The 23787-nt window shown below is 43.2% G+C and carries 21 protein-coding genes; 8 read left to right on the plus strand and 13 right to left on the minus strand.

The genetic code is table 11. The features are described from left to right. Positions 1-25: 25 nt before the first annotated feature. The 6 genes from H4I94_RS10125 to H4I94_RS10150 form a co-directional block, all read right to left on the minus strand. Entirely contained in the window at positions 26-823 is a 798-nt protein-coding gene (locus H4I94_RS10125) for a Rossmann-like and DUF2520 domain-containing protein (protein WP_180081816.1), read from the minus strand. A gap of 95 nt (positions 824-918) precedes the next feature. Beyond that, a complete protein-coding gene (locus H4I94_RS10130; RefSeq protein WP_261183020.1) occupies positions 919-1716 on the minus strand; it encodes a thioesterase family protein in 798 nt (265 codons plus the stop codon). Positions 1717-2064: 348 nt separating this feature from the next. Continuing rightward, positions 2065-2751, minus strand: coding sequence for a class I SAM-dependent methyltransferase (locus tag H4I94_RS10135; RefSeq protein WP_092818461.1), 687 nt, complete (start codon positions 2749-2751; stop codon positions 2065-2067). Between the two features lie 59 nt (positions 2752-2810). Beyond that, positions 2811-3803 (minus strand): biotin synthase BioB, encoded by a 993-nt coding sequence (bioB, locus tag H4I94_RS10140; RefSeq protein ID WP_261183021.1) that lies wholly within the window; start codon positions 3801-3803, stop codon positions 2811-2813. Between the two features lie 168 nt (positions 3804-3971). Beyond that, positions 3972-5660, minus strand: a complete 1689-nt coding sequence (locus H4I94_RS10145) for an AMP-binding protein (RefSeq protein ID WP_261183022.1) — start codon at positions 5658-5660, stop codon at positions 3972-3974. A 96-nt stretch (positions 5661-5756) separates the two neighbouring features. After that, complete coding sequence (locus H4I94_RS10150) at positions 5757-6386, minus strand: TetR/AcrR family transcriptional regulator (RefSeq protein WP_092818464.1); 630 nt, start codon at positions 6384-6386, stop codon at positions 5757-5759. A 148-nt stretch (positions 6387-6534) separates the two neighbouring features. Here H4I94_RS10150 and H4I94_RS10155 point away from each other — a divergent pair, with 148 nt between their 5' ends. The 7 genes from H4I94_RS10155 (at position 6535) to H4I94_RS10185 (ending at position 14508) form a co-directional block, all read left to right on the plus strand. Continuing rightward, positions 6535-7707 carry an isovaleryl-CoA dehydrogenase gene (locus H4I94_RS10155; protein WP_092818465.1) on the plus strand — a complete coding sequence of 391 codons (1173 nt, stop codon included), beginning with the start codon at positions 6535-6537 and terminating at the stop codon, positions 7705-7707. Between the two features lie 33 nt (positions 7708-7740). Then, positions 7741-9342: a carboxyl transferase domain-containing protein gene (locus tag H4I94_RS10160; RefSeq protein ID WP_261183023.1), complete on the plus strand. Its 1602-nt coding sequence runs from the start codon at positions 7741-7743 to the stop codon at positions 9340-9342. An 11-nt stretch (positions 9343-9353) separates the two neighbouring features. Further along, a complete protein-coding gene (locus H4I94_RS10165; protein ID WP_261183024.1) occupies positions 9354-10151 on the plus strand; it encodes an enoyl-CoA hydratase/isomerase family protein in 798 nt (265 codons plus the stop codon). 15 nt (positions 10152-10166) lie between these two features. Next, the gene (locus H4I94_RS10170; RefSeq protein ID WP_261183025.1) at positions 10167-12161 is read left to right on the plus strand and encodes an acetyl/propionyl/methylcrotonyl-CoA carboxylase subunit alpha; all 1995 of its coding nucleotides are present in this window, start codon (positions 10167-10169) and stop codon (positions 12159-12161) included. Beyond that, positions 12158-13060, plus strand: coding sequence for a hydroxymethylglutaryl-CoA lyase (locus H4I94_RS10175; protein ID WP_092818469.1), 903 nt, complete (start codon positions 12158-12160; stop codon positions 13058-13060). Before H4I94_RS10170 ends, H4I94_RS10175 begins: the two co-directional genes overlap by 4 nt. A gap of 100 nt (positions 13061-13160) precedes the next feature. Then, positions 13161-13865: a CoA transferase subunit A gene (locus H4I94_RS10180; protein WP_092818470.1), complete on the plus strand. Its 705-nt coding sequence runs from the start codon at positions 13161-13163 to the stop codon at positions 13863-13865. Positions 13866-13869: 4 nt separating this feature from the next. Continuing rightward, positions 13870-14508, plus strand: coding sequence for a CoA transferase subunit B (locus tag H4I94_RS10185; protein ID WP_092818471.1), 639 nt, complete (start codon positions 13870-13872; stop codon positions 14506-14508). A 65-nt stretch (positions 14509-14573) separates the two neighbouring features. Here the strand turns inward: H4I94_RS10185 and H4I94_RS10190 are convergent, their stop codons facing one another. From H4I94_RS10190 to H4I94_RS10220, 7 genes are all read right to left on the minus strand, one after another. Next, entirely contained in the window at positions 14574-16070 is a 1497-nt protein-coding gene (locus tag H4I94_RS10190; protein WP_261183026.1) for an OmpA family protein, read from the minus strand. A 157-nt stretch (positions 16071-16227) separates the two neighbouring features. After that, on the minus strand, positions 16228-17130 hold the full coding sequence (locus H4I94_RS10195) for a DUF1311 domain-containing protein (protein WP_261183027.1): 903 nt from the start codon (positions 17128-17130) through the stop codon (positions 16228-16230). 46 nt (positions 17131-17176) lie between these two features. Further along, positions 17177-17911 carry a hypothetical protein gene (locus H4I94_RS10200; protein WP_261183028.1) on the minus strand — a complete coding sequence of 245 codons (735 nt, stop codon included), beginning with the start codon at positions 17909-17911 and terminating at the stop codon, positions 17177-17179. Positions 17912-18028: 117 nt separating this feature from the next. Continuing rightward, a complete protein-coding gene (locus H4I94_RS10205; protein ID WP_261183029.1) occupies positions 18029-19264 on the minus strand; it encodes a dihydroorotase in 1236 nt (411 codons plus the stop codon). Between the two features lie 9 nt (positions 19265-19273). After that, complete coding sequence (locus H4I94_RS10210) at positions 19274-20290, minus strand: aspartate carbamoyltransferase catalytic subunit (RefSeq protein WP_131272715.1); 1017 nt, start codon at positions 20288-20290, stop codon at positions 19274-19276. A gap of 223 nt (positions 20291-20513) precedes the next feature. Continuing rightward, positions 20514-20852, minus strand: coding sequence for a hypothetical protein (locus H4I94_RS10215; protein ID WP_092818475.1), 339 nt, complete (start codon positions 20850-20852; stop codon positions 20514-20516). A gap of 158 nt (positions 20853-21010) precedes the next feature. Further along, positions 21011-21331 (minus strand): hypothetical protein, encoded by a 321-nt coding sequence (locus tag H4I94_RS10220; RefSeq protein WP_092818476.1) that lies wholly within the window; start codon positions 21329-21331, stop codon positions 21011-21013. 235 nt (positions 21332-21566) lie between these two features. On the opposite strand from H4I94_RS10220, the gene rlmKL reads away from it, so the two are divergent. Beyond that, the gene (gene rlmKL, locus H4I94_RS10225) at positions 21567-23774 is read left to right on the plus strand and encodes a bifunctional 23S rRNA (guanine(2069)-N(7))-methyltransferase RlmK/23S rRNA (guanine(2445)-N(2))-methyltransferase RlmL (protein WP_261183030.1); all 2208 of its coding nucleotides are present in this window, start codon (positions 21567-21569) and stop codon (positions 23772-23774) included. Positions 23775-23787 lie beyond the last annotated feature (13 nt).

Here is a 23787-nt window from a genome sequence, read left to right on the forward strand (position 1 = left end):
TCCCTTTACAATGCATGACCTAAATTTATTTAAGTTTAAGTGACTCATCAGGATGATGCGATTGCAAAATCTGTTGACTCATCAGATTGTAAATATTTTTCAAATCTTCCCGTTTGGCATCATCCAGCATCTGTTGATGCATATTCAGGATATTTTGATCTCCCCGCATTGCAGGCCCGGTCTGCATCTGCTTAGGGTCATGCTGTACAGCTTTATGGGCGGTTTCCAAAATTAACGGGTAAAGCAGCGAGAAATCGACTTGCTGTGCATCGACCACCTGCTTCGCCATGTCATAACAATAATTGCTGAAATTACAGGCAAATACAGCCGCTAAATGCAGACTTAAACGTTGCGCCGATGAATATTGATAGACTCGTGAACTTAAGCTATTTGCTAGATTGGTCAATTGCGCCAGATCATTCTGCTGGACTGCTTCCACAAACAATGGCGTGGCCTGCCAATCTACTTCTCGGGCCAGGCTAAAAGTTTGTAAAGGATAAAATACTCCGGCACGTGGATGAACCTCTGCCAGAACTTGAATATCGGTACTGCCTGAGGTATGCACAATCAAGACATCGGCTAATTGTGCATGCACCTGTTGAATGACCTCAGCAATTACTTGATCGCTCACTGCAATAATCACCAAATCCACATCTGCTTGAAGTTCTGCAATATTGACTATTGCCTGTGCAGTGACCTGACTTGCCAAAGTCTGGGCATGTTCTAAAGTCCGGCTATAGATCTGTACAATTTGATGATTTTGGCTTAAAACAGCAGCCAGATGATGCGCCACGCGTCCCGCACCAATAAAACTAATTCGCATAGCTAAGTTCACGTTTTACAATTCTGTACAAGCATGCCAATAATAAAAGGACGAAGCAATTCGTCCTGATGTTTTTGTTTAAGCGCGCATCAATTTTAAAATTGACGCAAAGTTAAAATCTGCTCACTACGCCCAAATGGGCCTTGGGTATCATGCAAAATTCCGCTGGTCAGCCCGATTCCATCTTCACCATATTGCTGTGTCACTTCCAAACCCAACCACTCACCTTGCGGTAAACGGTGTAGATGGATTTGTAAATCCAAATTTGGAAACCCCCAACCTTCATTCGGGTCTAGGCGTGGTACGACCCCATTGGCGGTATCTACCATGCCCATTAAACGAACAAAACTAGATGTGGCTTGATTTTCAATCATCTCTAATTGATTTCTCAGCCAGACAATGCCCTTACCTGCACGACGGTCTAAATGTGCTCGGGTTTCAATACTTTGGATATAGCCCCCTGGCCAGCAGCGCATGCCATCCCAATCGGGCAAATATTCAGGGTTTTCTACAGGTAAGTCTTCCAACCCTGCAATTGCACGTGTGTCTGAGGTTTTCATTTTCCATGCGCGCGCCACAATACAGGTTTTTCCTTCAGCACACATTTCCGCTTCAATCAGTTCAATGGTTTTACCAGGCCGGATCATGCGAGTCGTGATGCTGAACTCCCCAAAGGCGATCAAACCAAAAATATCTAAACTGACCCGACCAATTCGCATATCATCACGTGGCATAAATTGCTCAAGTTCTGCACATAAAATACCCGTTGCAGGTGCCATGTGTTGCTCATGCGGATTCCATGCGCCCTGTGCATGAATGTTGGAACGATAGTACGCAGTACAACCACCATCGGCATGTTGTTCACGTTTGAGTAAAGTGTAATAGGCTGACATTTTTTCTCTTTCCCTGATCTGACTTTTTATACTGATACTTTTACTACAAATATTTGCTGACTTAATGATGTTATTAATAGGGTCTGTTGACAATTCGTCAATGTTTGCGGCGAGCATATTTTTTAGCTGATATAAGGCATGGGACAGGAAATTTCGTCATTCTAAATGACTGGCACATAACGCAATAGCAGCAAAAAATATGCTCGCCCTGAAAGGCTGTGGCTAAAACTTTCTCAGATTGCGTTATGAAACTTAGCAATAGTCTCGCTATTCCTTGCGTTTCATGCCTGATCTGCTCAGTTTTAACCTACAGCGCAAGCCATTTATGAAATATCAACAGACCCTAAACTATTTCTGAGCAAAAAAACCATAATAATTCATGAGTTGGCAATATGTTTTACACTGGTGAAAACCGACTTGAGTAAGCAATGCTGCCTGCACATCGACAGTAATTAAATGAAAATCATCGGCCAAGCGTGCAAGCATTTTTTCCGCTTGTACCGTGGTTAAACCACAATCCAGAGCCAAATTCTGCATCCAACGCAGTTCTATATTTTCAGTCTGCTGCATCAGATCATAGCTTAATAAAATCGCTGCAGGTTTTAATGTTTGGTAAATATCCTGAAAAAATAATATTTTTTCTGCCACAGGTACAAAATGCGCCACCAAAATCGCCAATGCGGCGTCAAACTGCAAGTTTTCAACCTGCGCTTGCTGAGCAAATTGATGTGTATCGGCCTGTATAAAACGCACTCGCTCATGCCCTGCCACAGACTGAATATTTTTTTCTGCCTGCTGCAACATGCTTAAAGATGGGTCGATGGCAGTGAATTGCCACTGTGGATGTTGCTGCAGTAAATACTGCAACTCATAACCTGTGCCACAACCCACCACCAAAAGCTGTGCTGTTTCGGGCAAATGGCTGCTTAAAATTGCGTTGATGTGTTGATGTACCAATTCATATCCAGGAATGAGTTTCCGAATATGACTGTCATAGCCTGCAACCACGGTTGCACTGTGAAAATCTTTTGCCATATCACATGATTCTTATTTAATTTACTGACATCCAAAGTTAAATTATTTTTGAGATCTGCTTAGGCCACTGCCATCGCATCTACCGATAATTCTTCAACGGTTGGTTTGGCACGTTCTGGCACTAGGCCTAGCTTTTGGAACAATTGTTTGTCTTTGCCTTCGCCTGCATTTGGTGTAGTCAAAAGCTTTTCACCTGAGAATAATGAGTTCGCACCTGCCATAAAGGCCAAGGCCTGATCTGAATCAGACAACGATTCACGTCCTGCAGATAATCGAATATAGCTGTTTGGCATGATAATACGTGCAACTGCAATGGTACGAATCCATTCAATCACATCCAGTTTTTCGACTTCAGCCAAAGGCGTGCCTTCAATCGGAACCAGCATATTGATGGGCACCGATTCAGGGTGTAACGGCAAAGTTGCCAATTCATGCAATAACCCAATACGGTCTTGAGTATCTTCACCTAAACCGACAATACCACCACTGCAGACTTTCATGCCTGTTTGACGCACAATATCCAAGGTATGTAAACGATCGTCAAAGCTACGGGTACTGATCACATTGGGATAATATTCACGCGAAGTATCGAGGTTATGGTTGTAATAATCCAAACCTGCATCTTTTAAACGTTCTGCCTGAGATTGGTTTAACATACCCAAAGTCATGCAAGTTTCTAAGCCTAATGCTTTGACTTCACGCACCATTTCCAGAACATACGGCATATCACGTTCATGCGGGTTACGCCATGCAGCCCCCATGCAAAAACGAGAAGAACCAGACTCTAAAGCTTCTTTGGCTTCTTGAATGACTTTTTCAACTGCAATGCGCTTTTCTGCTTCAAGCTGTGAATCATAATGCGCAGACTGCGAACAATATTTACAGTCTTCTGGGCATTTACCTGTTTTAATGGACAATAAGGTACTGACTTGTACGGTATTGGCAGCAAAATGTTGGCGATGCACGCGCTGTGCTTCAAAGACCAAATCCAGAAAAGGCTGTTCATATAACTGCTGAATTTCTTCTCGGGTCCAATCATTACGTACGGTCATCATTTTCATCCTTGATTATCACGCATCGCTCTTATAATTAGGGTAATTTTTTACAGAATGAGCGAGTACTTATTGGGGTGTTTTACCCTTTATCTCTGCGCAAGAAATAAAGGGTGTGTACTGAATTTAAAGGTCAATCTCGTAGCAATGCATGCCAGAAATATGACTTTAAGCAATTTCCTTTAAATTTAACTCTTCACGCATAAATTCACGTAATTTAAATTTCTGTGCCTTGCCTGAAGCGGTCATTGGAAATTCACTAAAGAAACGCACATAACGTGGGACTTTATTATGTGAAATGTGTTCTGCACAGTATTGGCGAATCGCCTCTTCGGTACACTCATGATGTTCATGCAAAATAATGCAGGCACACAGTTCTTCACCATAACGATGATCTGGCACACCAATCACCTGCACATCACAAACTGCATCGTGGGTATATAAGAAATCTTCAATTTCTTTAGGGAACAGGTTTTCTCCACCACGAATCACCACATCTTTAATGCGACCTTTGATTTTCACAAAGCCTTCATCGTCCATTTCTGCAATGTCGCCCGTGTGCATCCAGCGTGCGGCATCAATGACTTCTTGGGTTTTGTCGTGCTCATCCCAATACCCTAGCATCACCGAATAACCACGCACACACAATTCACCCAATTGCCCACGCGGTACGACCTTGCCATCTTCATCCACAATTTTAACTTCCAGATGTGGATGCACACGGCCCACTGTACTGACACGGCGTTCCACCGAATCATCCGTCGAACTTTGTGCGCTCACAGGTGCTGTTTCGGTCATGCCATAACAAATGGTGATTTGTGACATGTGCATACGGTCTATCACACGTTGCATAATTTCTTGCGGACATGGACTGCCTGCCATAATGCCTGTACGCAAGCTAGACAAATCAAATTCATCAAACTGCTCATGCTCTAAAATGGCAATAAACATGGTCGGTACACCATAAGCGGCCGTGCATTTTTCTTGCTGAATGGCTTTTAAGGTATCGAGTGGATTAAACACTGCAGATGGATAGACCATGGTTGAGCCGTGTGTGATACAGGCCAAATTGCCCATGACCATGCCAAAACAGTGGAATAATGGCACTGAAATACATACACGATCTTGCGGACTTAAATGAATGGCCTCACCTACAAAGTAACCATTATTTAAAATGTTGTTGTGGGTCAGCATGGTACCTTTGGGGTTGCCTGTCGTGCCCGAGGTAAATTGAATATTGATGGTTTCATCAAACTGCAATTCACTAGCAATTTGATCAAGCTTTTTCAGCATGTGTGTGGTTGGACTTGGCAGCAAATCCTGAAAACGATGCATTCCTGTCTGGGCTTGATCATCAATTTTAATCACATGCTTTAAATGCGGTAAACGCTTTGAATTGAGGACTTTGTTATCTGCCTGACACAGCTCTGGCGCAATTTTGGTGAGAATTCCCTGATAATCGGTGCTTTTAAATTGCGATGCAATAACCAAACCCTTACAGGAAACCTTGTTCAGCACAAATTCCAATTCATTGCTTTTATAAGCGGGGTTCAAGTTGACCAAAATCACCCCTGCCTTGAAGGCTGCGAATTGAGTGATTGTCCATTCCACACAATTCGGAGACCAAATGGCAAGGCGGTCACCTTTCTTAAAACCGAGTTTTAATAAGCTACAGGCAAAGGCATTGACCTGTTGCTGCAGTTGCTTATAGGTCAGACGCACATTTTGATGCACGCTTACCAAAGCATCATGATCTGCATATTGCTGGCAAGCCTGATCAAACTTTTCACCAATAGTCATACCTAACAAAGGCTGATTACTGGTGCCATAGGCATAACTTAACCGTACTTGTGTCATTGAATCGATCTCCTTGATTCTTTGTAATTCTGTTTTCCAACACTATTAATTGTTCTATGACGACGATTACTTTTTTGCCTATTCTGTGCGTTGTTCTTATTTCCCTCCTTCCTGTTTCCGCACTGCATTCACACAAAAATCGGCAATTTGTTTGACAAAGTAATCTTTATAATTTTGATCAAACATCACATTGCGAGACGGGTTTAAAGGTTCAATCACTACAAAGGTCATGGATCCAACCACACCTAAAGCTGCAGTGTTTAAATCTTCAAAATCAAACTCACCATTGACTTTTCCTTCAGCCAAAATTTCCTTGATGCTTTGTTTGATCAATTGTTTACTGCGAAAACGCTCATGTTCCATTTCTGGGTCCACAGGCTCGAACATTAACGAATACGCCAATTGGGGGCTGTTCATCGCACGCTTCACAAAAGTTGTAACTGATTTTTGCAATTTTTGTTTTGGCGTTAAATCTGACTTCGCAATGTGGTCCAAAATTTCAACTTCACGACGAATAGCAGCCGATAAAACTTCAATCAGAATCTGACTTTTATTTTCAAAGTAGCGATACACCAAACCTGTAGAAACACCAGCGCGTTCTGCAATGGCTTGTATAGACGCTTCTTTAAAGCCCCCATGAGCAATAAGTTCACGAGCAGAATCTAAAATCGCGTTGCGATTTTGTTCCATACGTTCCTGCATCAATGATGATCTTTTATAACTCATATCTTATTCTCAACCAGATAAAATGAATTGTAAATCATTTTGTGAATTTCAGTTCACTTTTTTAAATTTTCGATGTATGTTAGAACCTAAGCACAACAACAATGCTTGTTTTAGGAACAACAAATATAACCTCAGGATGAATGAATACATGAATTTACAAAGCTTAGACTTCGGTTTGGATGAAACCTTAATCGCACTGCGTGATTCAATCGCTGCTTTTTGTAAAAAAGAAATTGCACCCATTGCACAACAGGTCGATCGTGATAACGAATTCCCTGCCCAGCTTTGGAAAAAATTTGGTGATATGGGCTTACTTGGCTTAACCGTAAGTGAAGAATACGGTGGCACCAACTTAGGCTATTTGGCTCACATCATTGCCATGCAAGAAATTTCTCGTGCATCAGCATCCATTGGTTTGTCTTACGGTGCACATTCTAACCTATGTGTGAACCAAATTAAGCGAAATGGGACAGAAGAACAGAAGCAGCGCTATTTGCCAAAACTGGTTTCAGGCGATTATGTCGGCGCTTTGGCAATGTCTGAACCGAACGCAGGCTCAGATGTCGTCAGCATGAAGCTAAAAGCAGAAGACAAAGGCGATCATTACTTGCTTAACGGCTCAAAAATGTGGATTACCAATGGCGGTGATGCCGATGTGTTGGTGGTGTATGCCAAAACTGATTTGCAGGCGGGCGCCAAAGGCATGACTGCTTTCTTGATTGAAAAAACCATGCCAGGTTTTAGTCATGGCAGCCATTTAGACAAACTGGGGATGCGCGGCTCAAATACCTATCCACTATTCTTTGACAATGTTGAAGTACCAAAAGAAAACGTCTTGGGCGGTGTTGGCAATGGTACAAAAGTGCTGATGAGTGGACTGGACTATGAACGTGCAGTTTTAAGTGCAGGACCACTGGGCATTATGGATGCCTGCATGGACACCGTGATTCCTTATATTCATGAACGTAAACAGTTTGGTCAGGCATTGGGTGAATTCCAGCTTATGCAAGGCAAAATTGCCGATATGTATTCGACTTGGTTGGCATGTAAAGCACTGGTCTATGCCGTTGGCGCAGAATGTGACAAAGCTGAACACAGCCGCAGTTTACGTAAAGATGCAGCCAGTGCCATTTTATACGCTGCCGAAAAAGCCACATGGATGGCAGGTGAAACCATTCAAACCTTGGGCGGCAATGGCTATATCAATGAGTTTTCTGCAGGACGTTTATGGCGTGATGCCAAACTCTATGAAATTGGTGCGGGTACTTCAGAAATTCGCCGTATGTTGATTGGTCGTGAACTGTTTAACGAAACTGCCTAAAAATAAATCACAAGAATAGACAAGGATGTTGGCATGAATCAATTACAGAGCAAAATTAATATTCGCAGCGATGAGTTCAAAAACAACCAAGCTGCGATGCAAAGCCTAGTCGATGACCTCAGAGAAAAAGTTCAAAAAATTGCTTTGGGTGGTGGTGAAACTGCACGCCAAAAACATTTAGACCGTGGCAAATTACTGCCGCGTGAACGGATTGACCATCTGATTGATCCGGGTACTGCATTTATTGAAATTGGTCAGTTGGCCGCTTATCAGGTCTATCAGGATGATGTTCCTGCTGCGGGCGTCGTTGCAGGCGTGGGTCAGGTCAATGGTGTGACCTGTATGATCATTGCCAACGATGCCACCGTGAAAGGCGGGACTTACTACCCACTCACGGTGAAAAAGCATTTACGCGCACAGGAAATTGCCGAACAGAATCACCTCACCTGTATTTATCTGGTCGATTCAGGCGGTGCATATTTGCCGTTGCAAGATGAAGTCTTTCCAGACCGTGATCATTTTGGACGCATTTTTTACAACCAAGCCCGTATGTCGAGCATGGGCATTGCCCAAATTGCCGTCGTCATGGGAAGCTGTACCGCAGGCGGTGCATATGTCCCTGCCATGTCGGATGAAACCATTATTGTGCGTAATCAGGGTACCATTTTCTTAGGCGGCCCGCCGTTGGTTAAAGCCGCAACCGGTGAAGTGGTCAGCAGCGAAGACTTAGGTGGTGGCGATGTACACACTCGCCTTTCAGGTGTAGCAGACCATCTGGCAGAAAATGATGAGCACGCCTTAGCCATTGCCCGCAACATCGTGGCGAACTTAAACAAAAAGCCGAATCCGTTACCAGAAAATGTAGAAGCACCGTTATTCGATGCCTCTGAGCTGTATGGCATTGTTCCAACCGATGCACGTAAACCGTTTGATGTACGTGAAGTGATTGCCCGTATTGTCGATGGGTCACGTTTTGATGAATTCAAAGCACGTTTTGGTACCACCTTGATTACAGGTTTTGCCAAACTGTATGGTATGCCTGTCGGAATTATCGCGAACAACGGTATTTTATTTTCCGAGTCGGCACAAAAAGGCGCACACTTTATTGAGCTGTGCACCCAACGCAACATTCCCCTGTTATTTATTCAAAATATCACGGGCTTCATGGTTGGACGCCAATATGAAAATGAAGGCATTGCCAAAAATGGTGCCAAACTGGTGATGGCGGTTGCTACAGCCAATGTGCCTAAACTGACTTTGGTGATTGGCGGTTCTTTTGGTGCAGGTAACTACGGCATGTGTGGTCGTGCTTATTCACCACGCTTTATGTGGACATGGCCAAACTCACGTATTTCGGTGATGGGTGGCGAACAAGCATCGAGTGTACTTTCAACTTTAAAACGCGATCAGATTGAAGCCAAAGGCGGTAACTGGTCTGCAGAAGAAGAAGACCAATTTAAACAGCCGATTCGTGATCAATACGAGCGTCAAGGTCATCCATATTATGCTTCTGCGCGTTTATGGGATGACGGTGTGATTGATCCAGCACAGTCGCGCGAAGTTTTGGCATTAAGTTTAGCCGCTGCCCTGAATGCACCCATCCAACCGACCAAATTTGGCGTGTTCCGCATGTAAGAGGTGACAAAATGGATTATCAATTTTTACAACTCGAACAGCACAACCAAGTGGCAACGGTTTGGATTAATCGTGCGGAATTGCATAACGCTTTCAATACACAGGTGATTGAAGAATTACACGCCTGCTTTCAGGCACTCAATACCCGCGATGATATTCGGGTGGTAATTTTGGCAGGACGTGGCAAAAGTTTTTCTGCAGGTGCTGACCTGAACTGGATGAAACAGGCAGGTCAAGCCTCTGAGGCAGAAAATCAAGCCGATGCCCTGAAACTGGCGAAAATGCTGCAAAGTTTGGCAACTTTAAAGCAACCGACCATTGCCCGTGTACATGGCATTGCCTTTGGTGGCGGTATGGGTTTGGCCTCTGCCTGTGATATTTGCGTTGCCAGCACCGATGCAAAGTTTGCAACCTCTGAAGTACGCTTAGGACTCGCCCCTTCCACCATTAGTCCTTATGTCATTCGTGCGATTGGCGCACGTCAAGCATCACGTTACTTTTTAACGGCAGAGCGTATTTCTGCAGAACAGGCACAGCAAATTGGCTTGGCGCATGAAGTCACTTCAGCCGAAGACTTAGACAGTAAAATTGATGACATTGTGCAAGCCTTACTGCTGGGTGGCCCAGAGGCGCAACATGCCTCTAAGCAACTGATTCAGATTGTCAATCATCAAGTTTTAACCGAAGACTTATTGCAACAAACTGCACAGCATATTGCGCATGTTCGCCAAGGAGATGAGGCGAAAAATGGCTTAAATGCATTTTTGAATAAACAAAGCCCGGCTTGGATCAAGACCACGGCAGAATAAAAGAAGGATCGCACTATGTTTGAAAAGATTTTAATTGCCAACCGTGGTGAAATTGCCTGCCGTGTGATTCGTACGGCAAAAAAACTCGGGATTGCCACGGTCGCCGTCTATTCAGATGCCGATGCGCAATCACAACATGTCAAACTGGCAGATGAAGCCATTTATATCGGTGAATCTCCTGCAGCACAAAGTTATTTGCAAGTTGATCGTATTATTCAGGCAGCCAAAAGCACAGGGGCACAAGCCATTCACCCGGGCTATGGCTTCCTGTCTGAAAATGACCAGTTTGCACTGGCCTGTAAGGACAACAATATTGTTTTTATTGGCCCGCCAGTTGAAGCCATTTTAGCAATGGGTCTAAAGGCGACCTCTAAAGCCTTGATGGAAAAAGCAGGTGTGCCGCTAACTCCGGGCTATCATGGCAGCAATCAAGATGCAGCATTCTTAAAACAACAAGCCGATCAAATTGGCTATCCTGTCCTCATTAAAGCCAGTGCTGGCGGTGGTGGTAAAGGCATGCGCTTGGTGGAACGCAGTGAAGACTTTCTCAGCTTACTTGCTTCATGTAAAAGTGAAGCACGTTCCAGCTTTGGTAATGAAGATGTGCTGATTGAACGCTATGTGATTCAGCCACGTCATATTGAAGTACAGGTTTTTGGAGATACCCATGGCAATTACGTGCATTTATTTGAGCGCGATTGCTCAGTGCAGCGTCGTCATCAAAAAGTACTTGAAGAAGCACCTGCGCCAAAAATGCCAGAAAATAAACTTGAAGCCATGCGCCAAGCTGCCATTGATGCCGCACGTGCGGTCGATTACGTCGGTGCGGGTACGGTAGAGTTTATTGTCGAACAAGACGGCACCGCTTATTTCATGGAAATGAATACCCGTCTTCAAGTAGAACACCCTGTCACTGAAATGATTACAGGGCAAGATCTTGTAGAATGGCAGTTGCGGGTTGCCTTTGGTGAGCCATTGCCAAAACAGCAGCATGAATTGCAGATTCATGGTCATGCCCTTGAAGCACGTGTCTATGCCGAAGAACCAGAAAAAGGTTTTATTCCTGCCATTGGTCAAATCAGCTATCTACATTATCCAGAGCAAAATGACGCAGTACGGGTTGATAGCGGGATTGTCGAAGGTGATGAAATCAGTACCTACTACGACCCAATGATTGCCAAACTGATTGTCTGGGGCAAAAACCGTGAAGCTGCATTAACACAAATGCATCATGCTTTGGGTCAGTTCCATGTCGATGGTTTAGGCAACAATATTGCCTTCCTGGATCGCTTGGTACTGTGTGATTCCTTTAAAAATGCCAATTTAGACACAGGCCTGATTCAACGTGAAGAAGCATTTTTACTGAAGCCTTCTGCAGAAATCAATGCTGAACTGGTGATCAGTGCTGCACTAATTGAGCTGCTAACACGCCAGGCTCAAAACCCGGTTGCAAATAATTCAGTCTGGCAGCAGAAGTCTTTCTGGCGTCTGAATCAGCAAAATGCACATACAGTACAATTACAACGTAATAGTATTACGCTTAAAGTTCAGTTCAATACTCAAGATCAGGGCTTTGTTGCCCACTATAACGGTCAGCAATTTCCAGTTCAGGGTCAGTTTATTGATGCGCACACTTTAGCGCTGCAACTGAATGCCAAACAGCAAAAACTGGCTTTTAGCCAGAATGAAAATGGTATTACCCTGTTCCATAATGGTCAAACGCATAGCTTCGATTACATTAAGTCAGATTATCAGCAGCAGGATGAACAAGGCGCAGAAAATAACCTGACTGCGCCAATGCCGGGTGTGATTACCCAAGTCCTGGTGGCGGCCAATGCCCGCGTGAAAAAAGATGATGTGCTGATGACCCTTGAAGCCATGAAAATTGAATATTCAATTCGTGCGCCTTTCGATGGCATTGTGGCAAGTTCATATTTCCAGGCAGGCGATCAGGTCAAAGCTGGCGATGAACTGGTTGAATTTGAAGCATTGACGGAGGAAGTTGCATGACTGAATTTGTCAAAATTGTAGAAGTCGGCCCACGTGATGGTCTGCAAAATGAGAAAACACCACTCACTTTGGCAGACCGCAAAAACCTGATTCTGGATTTAATGCAAACGGGTTTGAAAAACATCGAAGTTGGTTCATGTGTTTCAGCCAAATGGGTTCCGCAAATGGCAGACAGCGACGTGCTGTTTGCTAGCCTGCCACAAGATCCAAACATTCAATTCAGTTTACTGACTCCAAACTTAAAAGGTTTTGAGTCGGCTTTGGCGGTGGGTTGCAAAGAGGTTGCTGTGTTTACCGCAGCTTCAGAAAGCTTTACCCGAAAAAACATCAACTGCTCGATTGATGAAAGTCTGGAAAAGTTTAGCGATGTGATGCGCCTAGCCAAAGCACATGATATTCAAGTACGTGGTTATGTGTCTTGTATGGTGGACTGCCCTTATGAAGGTGCAATTGACCCAAAACAAGTCGCTAAAGTCACACAGCAGTTATTGGACATGGGCTGTTATGAAGTGTCTTTGGGTGAAACCATTGGCACCGCAACCCCTGACCGTGTGCAAAAAGTCTGGGAAGCGTGCTTGGCGCAAGTTGATGCCAAAGTTCTGGCAGGTCATTTCCACAATACCTACGGTATGGCGATTGCCAATATTTATCAGTCTTTACTACAAGGCATTCGGGTATTTGATTCATCCATTGCAGGTTTGGGCGGTTGCCCCTATGCCAAAGGTGCTTCGGGCAATGTCTCGACTGAGGATTTGTATTACCTACTCTCCAATATGGGCTTTGAAACGGGTATTCAGGTCGATGCTTTAATGCAGGCAAGCCGTAACATCAGCGAAGTATTACAGCGCAACAATCCATCTAACTATGCCAATGCCTACTGGCAAAAGGCCTGTGCCTAAAGCATCGTAGGCCTAAATAAGCTTGGGCACACAGGTAACACGTATTACAACAAATTCAACGGCAAGTGAATGCCAGGTAGAGAATAAATAGAGGTGACAAATGTCCAATAAGGTATATGACAGCGCACAAGCTGCATTAAATGGCGTGGTTCAGGATGGACAGACCTTGGCAGTTGGCGGTTTTGGTTTATGTGGTATTCCTGAATCCCTGATTGCTGCGCTAAAAGCTACAGGTGCGAAACAACTGACCTGTATTTCTAATAACGCTGGTGTCGATGGTTTTGGTTTAGGACTGTTACTCGAAACCAAACAAATCAAAAAAATGATTTCATCTTATGTCGGTGAAAACAAAGAATTTGAACGCCAGTTTTTAAATGGAGAATTAGAGGTTGAACTCACTCCACAAGGCACATTGGCAGAAAAATTACGTGCTGGCGGTGCGGGCATTCCGGCTTTCTTTACCCAAACTGGTGTCGGCACCTTAATTGCAGAAGGCAAAGAAGTCCGAGAATTTAAGGGCAAAGAGTATATTTTAGAAGAATCTTTAACGGCAGATGTAGCACTGGTCAAAGCCTACAAAGCCGATACAGCCGGCAATTTGATCTTCCGTAAAACTGCCCAAAACTTTAATCCAGTCTGTGCCATGGCAGGCAAAATCACCATTGCAGAGGTTGAGGAAATTGTAGAGATTGGCGATTTAGACCCCGATGAGATTCACCTCCCAGGGATTTATGTGAATCGTATTGTACTGAATGCAACTCCAGAAAAACGTATCGAACAAATGACTTTAAAGGCGGAGGCTTAATCAGATGGCTTGGACGCGTAATCAAATGGCGCAGCGCGCCGCACAAGAGTTAGAAGATGGTTTTTATGTCAATTTAGGCATTGGCTTACCAACACTGGTAGCCAACTATATTCCTGAAAATATTAATGTCTGGCTGCAGTCTGAGAATGGCTTGCTTGGCATTGGTGAATTTCCGACTGAAGCAACAGTAGATGCCGACCTGATTAATGCAGGCAAACAAACCGTGACTGCGCGTAAAGGTGCGGCTTTTTTCTCTAGCGCAGATTCCTTTGCCATGATTCGTGGCGGGCATGTCAATATCGCCATTTTAGGTGCAATGGAAGTTTCAGAAACTGGTGATCTGGCCAACTGGATGATTCCTGGCAAGAAAGTTAAAGGCATGGGCGGTGCAATGGATTTGGTTGCAGGCGTACAAAAAGTCGTGGTCTTGATGGAACATTGCGCCAAAGATGGTACACCTAAAATTGTATCGCAGTGCAGTTTACCGCTCACTGGTAAAGCGGTGGTCCATCGCATCATTACCGACTTGGGTGTGCTCGATATTACTCCACAAGGCGTACAACTGGTCGAACTGGCACCCGATGTCAGCTTTGATGAGATTCAAAAAGTCACAGGTGTGGCTTTACAGAAAGTAGCTGCTTAAACACTACGTTTATTCTGCAAATAAAGAAGGACGAATCTTCGTCCTTCTTTCGTTACGCAGTCATCTTAGTTTACTTTCTTTTCAACCACACCTTCATTATCCACTGCACGTACAATTCCCGTTTCGGTATTTAATACTTCAAACTCAATACGGCGGTTTTTAAACTGTCCTTCAGGCGTTGCATTATCCGCTACAGGTTGTTGCGAACCATACCCCACCGCTTGTAACTGGGCAGGATCCACGCCCTGTTTGACCAGGTAATCTACAATAGCTTGAGCACGCTTTTGTGACAATGCCTTATTTTGTTCAGCACTCCCTACGGCATCTGTATGCCCTTTGACGGTTAAATGTGCCTGTGGCACGCGTTGAATCAAAGCAGCAGCTTGATCCAGAATAGATTTATTGGCATCAGGAATCTCGGCACTTGCGGTATCAAAATTAATAATCTGCATATTGAGTGCAGTTGCAATATCCAGTGCACGAATCTGATCCGGATTAATTTCCGCCAATGCCTGTTCTGCATTGCTATTGCCGGTAGCAATGGCAGTATCGGGATCTACAACTGCGGATGCACTCTGCATTCCAGCCGGAGTCAGCACAGTCATGTTTTTTACCAGGGGACGAATTTGAGCGGCAAGCTGTTCAGCATCCGCCGGATGAGCGGTCTGAATAGCAAGCTGATCCCCCATCCAGGTTAATGAAGCATTTGGCACACCTTTGACCATTTTCAATACAGTTGGAATGACATCCTGATCGATAAATTCTGAATGATAGCGGGCATTGTTTTCCACACCGCAACCGGTGTTGTGATTAAAAATCTGTTTAATCTCTTTCTGCAGAATCTCAATATAGCTGGCATTGCCGGAATATAATTGACATGTAATTAAATCTCCTGTCGAACCGGTACTGAGTTGCAGTTTTGCCGGCTCACTACTCGCGGTTTCAGCAGGTATACCACTGGCTGGAGTACTTTCTGTTCTATCTGCACATGACTTAAAAATAAATGCCAATAATGCAGCTAAAACAAGGGAAACAATCAAGGGAATTAAAAAACCTGATTTTCTTTTTTCTTCGAGTACCCGATCAGGGTCAACCGGGGGCGCTTGATGTAAAGTTTGTCCCGATGCCGTATTCATCCCCAAAGCGCTGAGTAGTGCGGGAGCCCAGTGTGGCAAAGCACTGGATACTGCTGGCCAATGGTTTTCAATCAGATGGGTGATCGCACTGGAATCGGAAGATCCAGCCTCATCTTCCAGTACGCCCAAGGTGGGTGCTATAGAACGATTCAACGTTGATTCGATTATTTCGGTCGGCACCGTGCCGGAAATCTGTTGTAAAAATTCCTGTTTTAAAGAGGGGTTGATGATGAAGATATCGCCCAATCTTGGATTTAATTGTTGCTGTAAATTTGTAATAAACTCAGGTTTAGATTTAAAGATAGATAATAAAATGGGAAGAAAGCTGCTTAAGGCCTGACTTTTCTCACTCAGGTATTCGGTTTCGCCCTCTAAAACCGTTGCAGATACTTTCTGCTTTAATAAATCAATCAAATTAAGATTCATGGCTTATTCCTCTTATTGTCTTCTTATCATGTCTTTTTTTAGTCTATTCGCTCATTTTTTAGACAGTGTAATAAATTGTATTATTTGAATAGTATTATTTTTCAACAATAAAAAAGCCAGCCGAAGCTGACTTTAATAAAGCTTAGCAGTAAATGAATTAAGGTTCTAAATAGTAAATTTTCTGACGTAATTCATTGGTACGCTGGCTGGTCATGTTCGTTTCACAATTTAGTCGATAAATTTCAGGATTATCTGAGTTTGAACTTTCTAATTTACATTCTAACTCGCGCTTTTTCAGCCAAATTCGTTGCTCATCCAGAAGTTGGTTACGCACTTCTTTTGTGGTTGAGTTCCAAACCAAATTTAAATTTTCATTCGCTTTATCTAGATTCGTTTTTGCTTCCGCAACTAATACTGATTGGTACTCCTGTGCCGCTGCCTCTTCATCGGCAACACGTTTCATCTCTTCCTGTTTTGCAACTTCAGCCGCATTTTGTCGTGCTGTTTTAACTAGGGAATCTACTGCTATATCTCGCACAAAATATGCTAGAGCATCTGGATTTTCTAAAGTTACATAAACTTTCTTGCCATCATCTGTAGGTTGAACCAAATATTCAATTTCTTTTTTTAACTGATTTGCTTCAAATGACAAGTCTGATAATACAGCCGCTTGAGCAATATTATTTTCATCATAAACAGCACGGGCAGCATCTGCATCTTTAATCATTTGCGCTGGAATTTTAACCAAAAACTCCGTTGCACAATACTGTTTTTTGCTATTCGGATCTGAATTATTGGTACGCACATCATTCACATTAAACGTGATTTGTTGAAGAGTACTACGTAATTTCCCCATATCAATGGTCACGTTTTCGGTATCAATTAACTCTTTCACACGTTCTGCAGAAATATCACTGACCGTCTTGCTAAAACTTTCAACAACTAACTGTTTGGCAGTTTCATCATTACATTTAACCGAAGCCCCAGTAATAGATTGTACTTTGTCACATCCCGACACCACTAAAGTACTGCACAACAATGCCAATAATTTAAATCTCATAATTACCCTTTTTAAATTCAACTTTATTTTCAACAATCAATGATGTCTATTCAGCGTAGTAAGCTTCTTCTGCTGCAGCTGTAGCTTCATATGCAGCTTCTGTGGCCGCCTCTGCAGCTGCATTCGCTTCATAATTTGCATCATAAGTTGCATTGTTAGCATTATTGTTTTGAATAGCTTCTTTACTTGCTTCCAGATTTCTTATCTGATTTTTTTCAATTTGTGGTTTTAAAAATGCATAAGTTAAAGTTTCTGAAAGCAATGTTTGTACATCAGAAGTATTTTTAAGTAATGCTAAAACTTTATCGCCTTTATCGGTAGGTTGCAGCACATACTCAAGTGTTAAATGCACCTTATTATTTTCATAATTTACACCTAAATTATTTGCATGCTGTTCTACACTTACAACATCTACTTTAGCTCTTGCTTGATCAGATTTTTTGACCAGATCCGATGGAATGGTTGCAGTTAAATCTACTGAACAAGAGGTCTTTGGGCTATTTGGATCAATAAAATCAGTTCTGCTATCTGACAAAGCAAACTGGATATTTTTTGCCGAGAGTTTAAGTTTTGTTGGGTCTAAATCTTTAATTGCCCCATTTTTAATCAAGGCTTTTAGTTCATGCTCTAGAGATTGGGCCAAATCATCTTGTAATACTTGTGTTACCAAAGATGTTGCAGATTCATCATCACATTTCACATGTTTAGAGAAAAGATTATTACATCCAGCTAAAGCTAATGTTGAAATAAGTACGAAAAATGTTTTATTGTTAAGTTTCATTAAAATACCCTCTTTTGTTTACACAATTATAAACAAAATCATTAAAAAATAACAATTTAGTCACAAAAAAAGCCAGCCGAAGCTGACTTTCTTATATTTTAAAAACAATCTGATTGCTTAAGCCGCAAAAGTTTTAATCACTTTACCAACCACTTTTTGGTTAATTAGTGGCGTATTTTTGCCTTGAGAGATAATGCTCTCTTTGCTGACTGTCCATTCCAGTTGAGGATCAAGCAAAGCCCAGCCCGCCTCTTCAGTCCAGCGCTCTACCATATTGGCCACTTTTGCCGGTGCAACGGTGACTTTTTCCACCCATTCCAAAGGCTTGAACAACCCTTCGTTAATGAGTTGAAGTCCAAATGGCACAAATGTATCAAATGCAGTAAAGCCCGGTTGGGTTTCAGCAAATGGTGCCATTTTTGCAGAACTGCTGAGCGGTTCATGATGGGTCGAAATGGCATCAATGACGCCCTCTTTCAAACCCTGACGCAGCAATTCTTTGTCTTGCTCGGAACGTAATGGCGGACGCACATGTGCGAGTGAATTGAAGCCGTCAATCAGTTGATCGGTCAGGTGTAACTGGTGCATTGCTACATCGCAAGTCACCGGCAAGCCTTTTGCTTTTGCAATGCGAATCAGTTCCACAGAAGCACCGCAAGACAACAAGCCAAAGTGGGCACGCACGCCAGTGGCTTCAATCATGAGCAGATATTTTGCAATGGCGACGGTTTCTGCCAAAGCTGGAATCATCGGCAAACCCTGACGTGAAGCGATAAAGCCTTCATGTACACAGCCATCTTTGGCAATTTGTGGTTCTTCTGCATAGAACACGACAGTCATATTCAGCCCTGCAGCATATTCCAGGGTACGAATCACCACATCATCGTCGGCAAATGGTGCATTGGCATTGGAAACCGCAGTACAGCCACCTTTTTTCAAGCCAGCCATATTGGCAGGTTGATTGCCTTTCAAACCTTGAGTTTGCGCACCAATGACTTCTAGGTAAATGCCGCCATCCAGCATGGCTTTTTCAACCAAACCATGAATGAGTGCACCATTGTCTTGCACGATCGGTTTTGAGTCTGGCGGAGTAAATACATGCAGAATACCGTTTTCACGTGCAGCCTTCCCTTCAGATTTTAAGGTCCCATGCTGCTGCTGACCCGGTTCGCGTAAACGCGCACATAGATCCACCATGGTAGGCATCAGCCACTTACCTTGCCCGTCAATCACTTCGCTGACATTGGCAGTTTCGGCAACCAGTTTGCCATTTTCAAGATAAACCGTTTGTACGCTGTCGGTTTTGTTGATGGGGTCCAAGACACGTACATTTTCAATTTTTACAATACTCATGACTTTCCCTTATCCCGCAACTGCTTCTAACAAACCTTTTTCCTGCAACTGACCTTGCATTGCCAGCGCCAATACCGCCATACGTACCGCAATCCCATTGGTCACCTGATTTAAAATCACGGACTGGGTACCATCGGCAATACTGGAATCGATTTCCACACCGCGGTTCATGGGACCCGGGTGCATCACGATACAATCCGGTTTCGCCAAGGCCAGACGCTCTTTGTTCAAGCCGTACATTTTATAAAATTCAGCTTGTGAAGATAGCGCTGGCGAATCAATACGTTCGTTTTGAATACGCAGGGTAATAATCACGTCACAATCTTTAATACCCTCTTCCATGTTGTTAAATAGACGGACATCTTCGCCATATTCAGCAAAACCATAAGGCAACAAGGTATTTGGCGCAATCACGCGAATATCTTTACAACCTAAAGTTTGCAGTGCCGCAACATCTGAACGTGCTACACGTGAATGCTTAATGTCACCAATAATGGCAATGCTGATATCTTCAAAATTCTTTTTGGTTTCACGGCGAATGGTGAGCATGTCCAGCATCGCCTGCGTTGGATGTGCATGACGGCCATCGCCGGCATTAATAATCGCGACATTCGGACACACATCTTTGGCAATAAAGTGCGGCGCACCTGAAGATGAATGACGCACCACAAAAATGTCGGTTGCCATGGCTTCCAGGTTCCACAGCGTGTCACGCAGGGTTTCGCCTTTAGATGTACTTGAACGGGCAATATCAATGTTGAGTACATTGGCAGACAGACGCTTTGCTGCAGCTTCAAAAGTGGTACGGGTACGGGTAGAGTTCTCGAAAAACAGGTTCATTACCGTACGACCTTCTAGCAGGTTATTGGTAATCAGCTGATTTTGGTCATTAAAAAAGGACTGCGCAGTGTCCAATATTTTTGTGAGGGTTTCTTTGGAAAGACCTTCGATGGTGAGGAAGTGTTTTAAGTTACCATCTTGGTTGAGTTGAATCTGGCTCGGAGTATGCAATGCCGCCAAGTGCATGAGAGATTCCTTATACGTTAAGTCAACGTATTATACAGAGTTTAAGCGATTTAAATAGTTCAGCTTGATCTTACTTGTCTAAAAAGCAGCTCGGTATTTGAAATAAAAAATATCATTCCCATTTAATTTTTCAATAACATAAATTGACCATTCAATGATTTAGCCATCTGATTTTAAAAATAAAAACAGGTAACCCAGTCCAGCTCCGAGTTACCCCAGGCAACTAACGGAGAGCCCCAATGTAGCGGTTAGCCCCTTGTGCACGCTCTATGTCTTCTTGGGTGGGTTCAACCGAAATTAAGTCTACATGTTGCGTGAACTGAATTTCATTTACCGGTTCTTCATCCACTTTTAATCCCAGCACTTTCGTCAGGCGTTCAACCAGGCGAAGTAATTCAGGGTCTTGCGTCTGTTTCGCCATTGCCATCACATGTTCGGCATATTCAACGTTCTCTGTAAGATAGCTTGCATCAATCACGCGCCCTGATACCCGTCTTAACCGTGCATAAATAAGTGTTGCCACTGAAAAAGTTTCATTTGTAATGATTACACTTTCTGACATTTGTCATTCCCATCTCTAAAAAAGAAAGTGAGGCATCAAGTGCTCTCCTTGATGATCAAGCAGCCTCACCGGGCTATGCTGCAATATCCGTACCAATATAAAAAAAGCCCACATGATTCAACATATGAGCTCACTTAAAATAATGTTTTTATTATATTTTAGAATAGGCTAAAACTTACATGACCTTCGTCAAGCGCTTTTTTATTGGTCTTGTTTTCCTTAGAAAGCAGAATCTGTTGGTCTTCTCCATTTATAAGATCATGATCCTCTTGTAAATCTAAAAGAACACGCAAACGTTCTACATAGCTTGCAAGTTCTGCATCCTTGGTCTCAAGTGCCAGTGTGACCACATGATGTGCATAGGAACGATCCTGCATTAAATACATGACATCAATAACCCGGCTATTCACTTTCCTTAAGCGTGCATATAACAATGTCGCGACTGAAAAAATATCATCCTTTTTTGCTGTAATATTCATAATTTACCCTTAATAAAATCCATACATTAAACTTTAAAATTCACTTGGAAGCGCCATGTAATTTTACATATCCCCTAAATTTTCAATTGGCTTTTTATTCCAACATTTAGAGCTTTTTATAATTAATACATCGACATAAATCGCTTGAAGTTTTAAAAATATAAAAAGTTTTCAGCCCTAAAATAAGTTAAACTTATGCAAGTTTTTATTTTATTTTTTTCGGTCTCTCTATTTTATGAATACCTCTTCACGTTTAAGCAATTACTGGGTCACCTGTGCAGATGGTCTTGAAACCTTACTCCAAGAAGAATTGGAAGGTTTGGGTGTTCAAAATATTGAACGTTTACCGGGCCGTTTAATTTTCAAAGGCACATTGGCAGATGCATACCGTATTTGCATGTGGTCCCGTTTGGCTTCACGTGTATTAACACCCATTCATACGCATGAACTTGAATTTACCCACGACGCGCGTGATGTAGCAGAAGAGCTCTATGAAGGTGCAATCAACTTTGACTGGTCGCTCATTTTCGCACCACAAAGTACATTTGCCATCCGTTTACATGTAGAACGCGAAATTAAGGTCAATACACAATTTGCCACTTTACGGGTAAAAGATGGTGTGGTGGATTCCTTTATGGAAGCGGTGGGCAAACGTCCAAGCATCGACATCAAGCAGCCAGAAATTACCCTCTATGTGCTTGCCGGTAAAACTGCACACACCTATTGCCTGGATTTATCCGGTGATTCTTTACATAAGCGTGGTTATCGTCATTACATGACCGATGCCCCGATTAAAGAAAATCTGGCAGCCGCCATTCTGCAAAAAGCCAAATTAAAACAGCGTAAGCCAGACATTATTTTAGATCCAATGTGCGGTTCAGGGACTTTTATCATTGAATCATTGATGATGCTGACCGACCGTGCTCCGGGTCTGGTACGTCGTTTTGGTTTTAATGGCTGGAATGGACATGACCATGAATTGTGGATGTCGATTAAAGCAGAAGCCGCAGAACGTCATCAAACAGCATTGCAACAGCCTTTACCGCAATTTTATGCCTATGATGCCGACTGGGAAGCGGTGAAAGCCACCAAGAAAAATATTATTGCGGCAGGCTTTGAAGCATTGCTCGACCATATCAAAATTGAAGAGCGTACACTTGCAGACTGGCCGGATTTCAAGGCTGAAGGCAAAACCTCATTTATTGTCACCAACCCGCCTTATGGTGAGCGTTTAGGAGATAAAGCCTCTAACCGTGCCTTATATTTAGGCTTGTCTGCCCTGTTACAAAAGAACTTCCCGAATCAGTATGCAGCCGTGATCGCGGCACAGGTTGAACAAGCCGACGTGCTGGCATTCAATGAACCGCAAATTCTGCGTCTGATGAATGGTAAACTGCCAATTTATGTACGTTTCGGCACCATCAAACCGGCTGCCGTATCAGAACCGTTCTTGGCAAACTGGCAGCCACAACAGTTCGAGCCGATTGAAGGCGCACAGGACTTTACCAACCGTCTGCAAAAAAACATGCAAAATCTAAAAAAATGGGCGGTTAAAGAAAATATTTTCTGTTTGCGTTTATATGATGCCGACTTGCCAGATTTTAACATTGCAGTGGATTTGTATGGTGATCGCCTGCATGTACAGGAATATGCCCCACCGAAATCGATTGACCCCGAAAAAGCTAAAAAGCGTTTTAACTTAGCCTTGCAAGCCATTCGTGCGGTGACCGGTTTAGGACGAGATGCCATTTTCATTAAGACCCGCGCACGCCAGGAAGGTAAAAGCCAGTACACCAAACAGAGTACTGCTTCTAAACGCTTTATCGTACAGGAAGGCAAAGCCAAAATTTTAGTTAACCTGACTGATTACCTGGATACCGGCCTGTTCCTGGATCATCGTCAAATGCGTTTGCGTATTGCAGCAGAAGCCAAAGGCAAGCATTTTCTCAACCTGTATAGTTATACCTCTACAGCAAGCCTGCATGCTGCTTTAGGTGGCGCTGCAAGTACCACCAGTGTCGACTTATCCAACACTTACCTGAACTGGTCCAAAGAAAACTTTGTCTTGAACGGTTTGACTGTGGATCATGCCGATGAGCAGCACCAGTTCTTTGCCAGCGACTGTTTTGAATGGCTGAAAGAAGGTCATGAACAATATGACCTGATTTTTATCGATCCACCAACCTTCTCGAATTCGAAAAAGTTTCATGGCACCTTCGATGTGCAACGTGACCATTTGTCCCTGATCAAGCGTGCCATGAACCGCCTGACCACAGAAGGAACCTTATACTTCTCGAATAATTATCGTGGTTTCGAGATGGATGAGGAAATTCTGGCGTTCTTTGATGTTCAGGAAATTACCAATGAAACCATTGGCCCGGACTTCAAGCGTAATACCAAAATCCACCGTGCCTGGAAAATTCAGCATCCACAAAATGGCTAATGCATTTCGGATA

Source organism: Acinetobacter sp. T_3_1, from assembly GCF_025377055.1.
GTDB lineage: Bacteria > Pseudomonadota > Gammaproteobacteria > Pseudomonadales > Moraxellaceae > Acinetobacter > Acinetobacter kookii.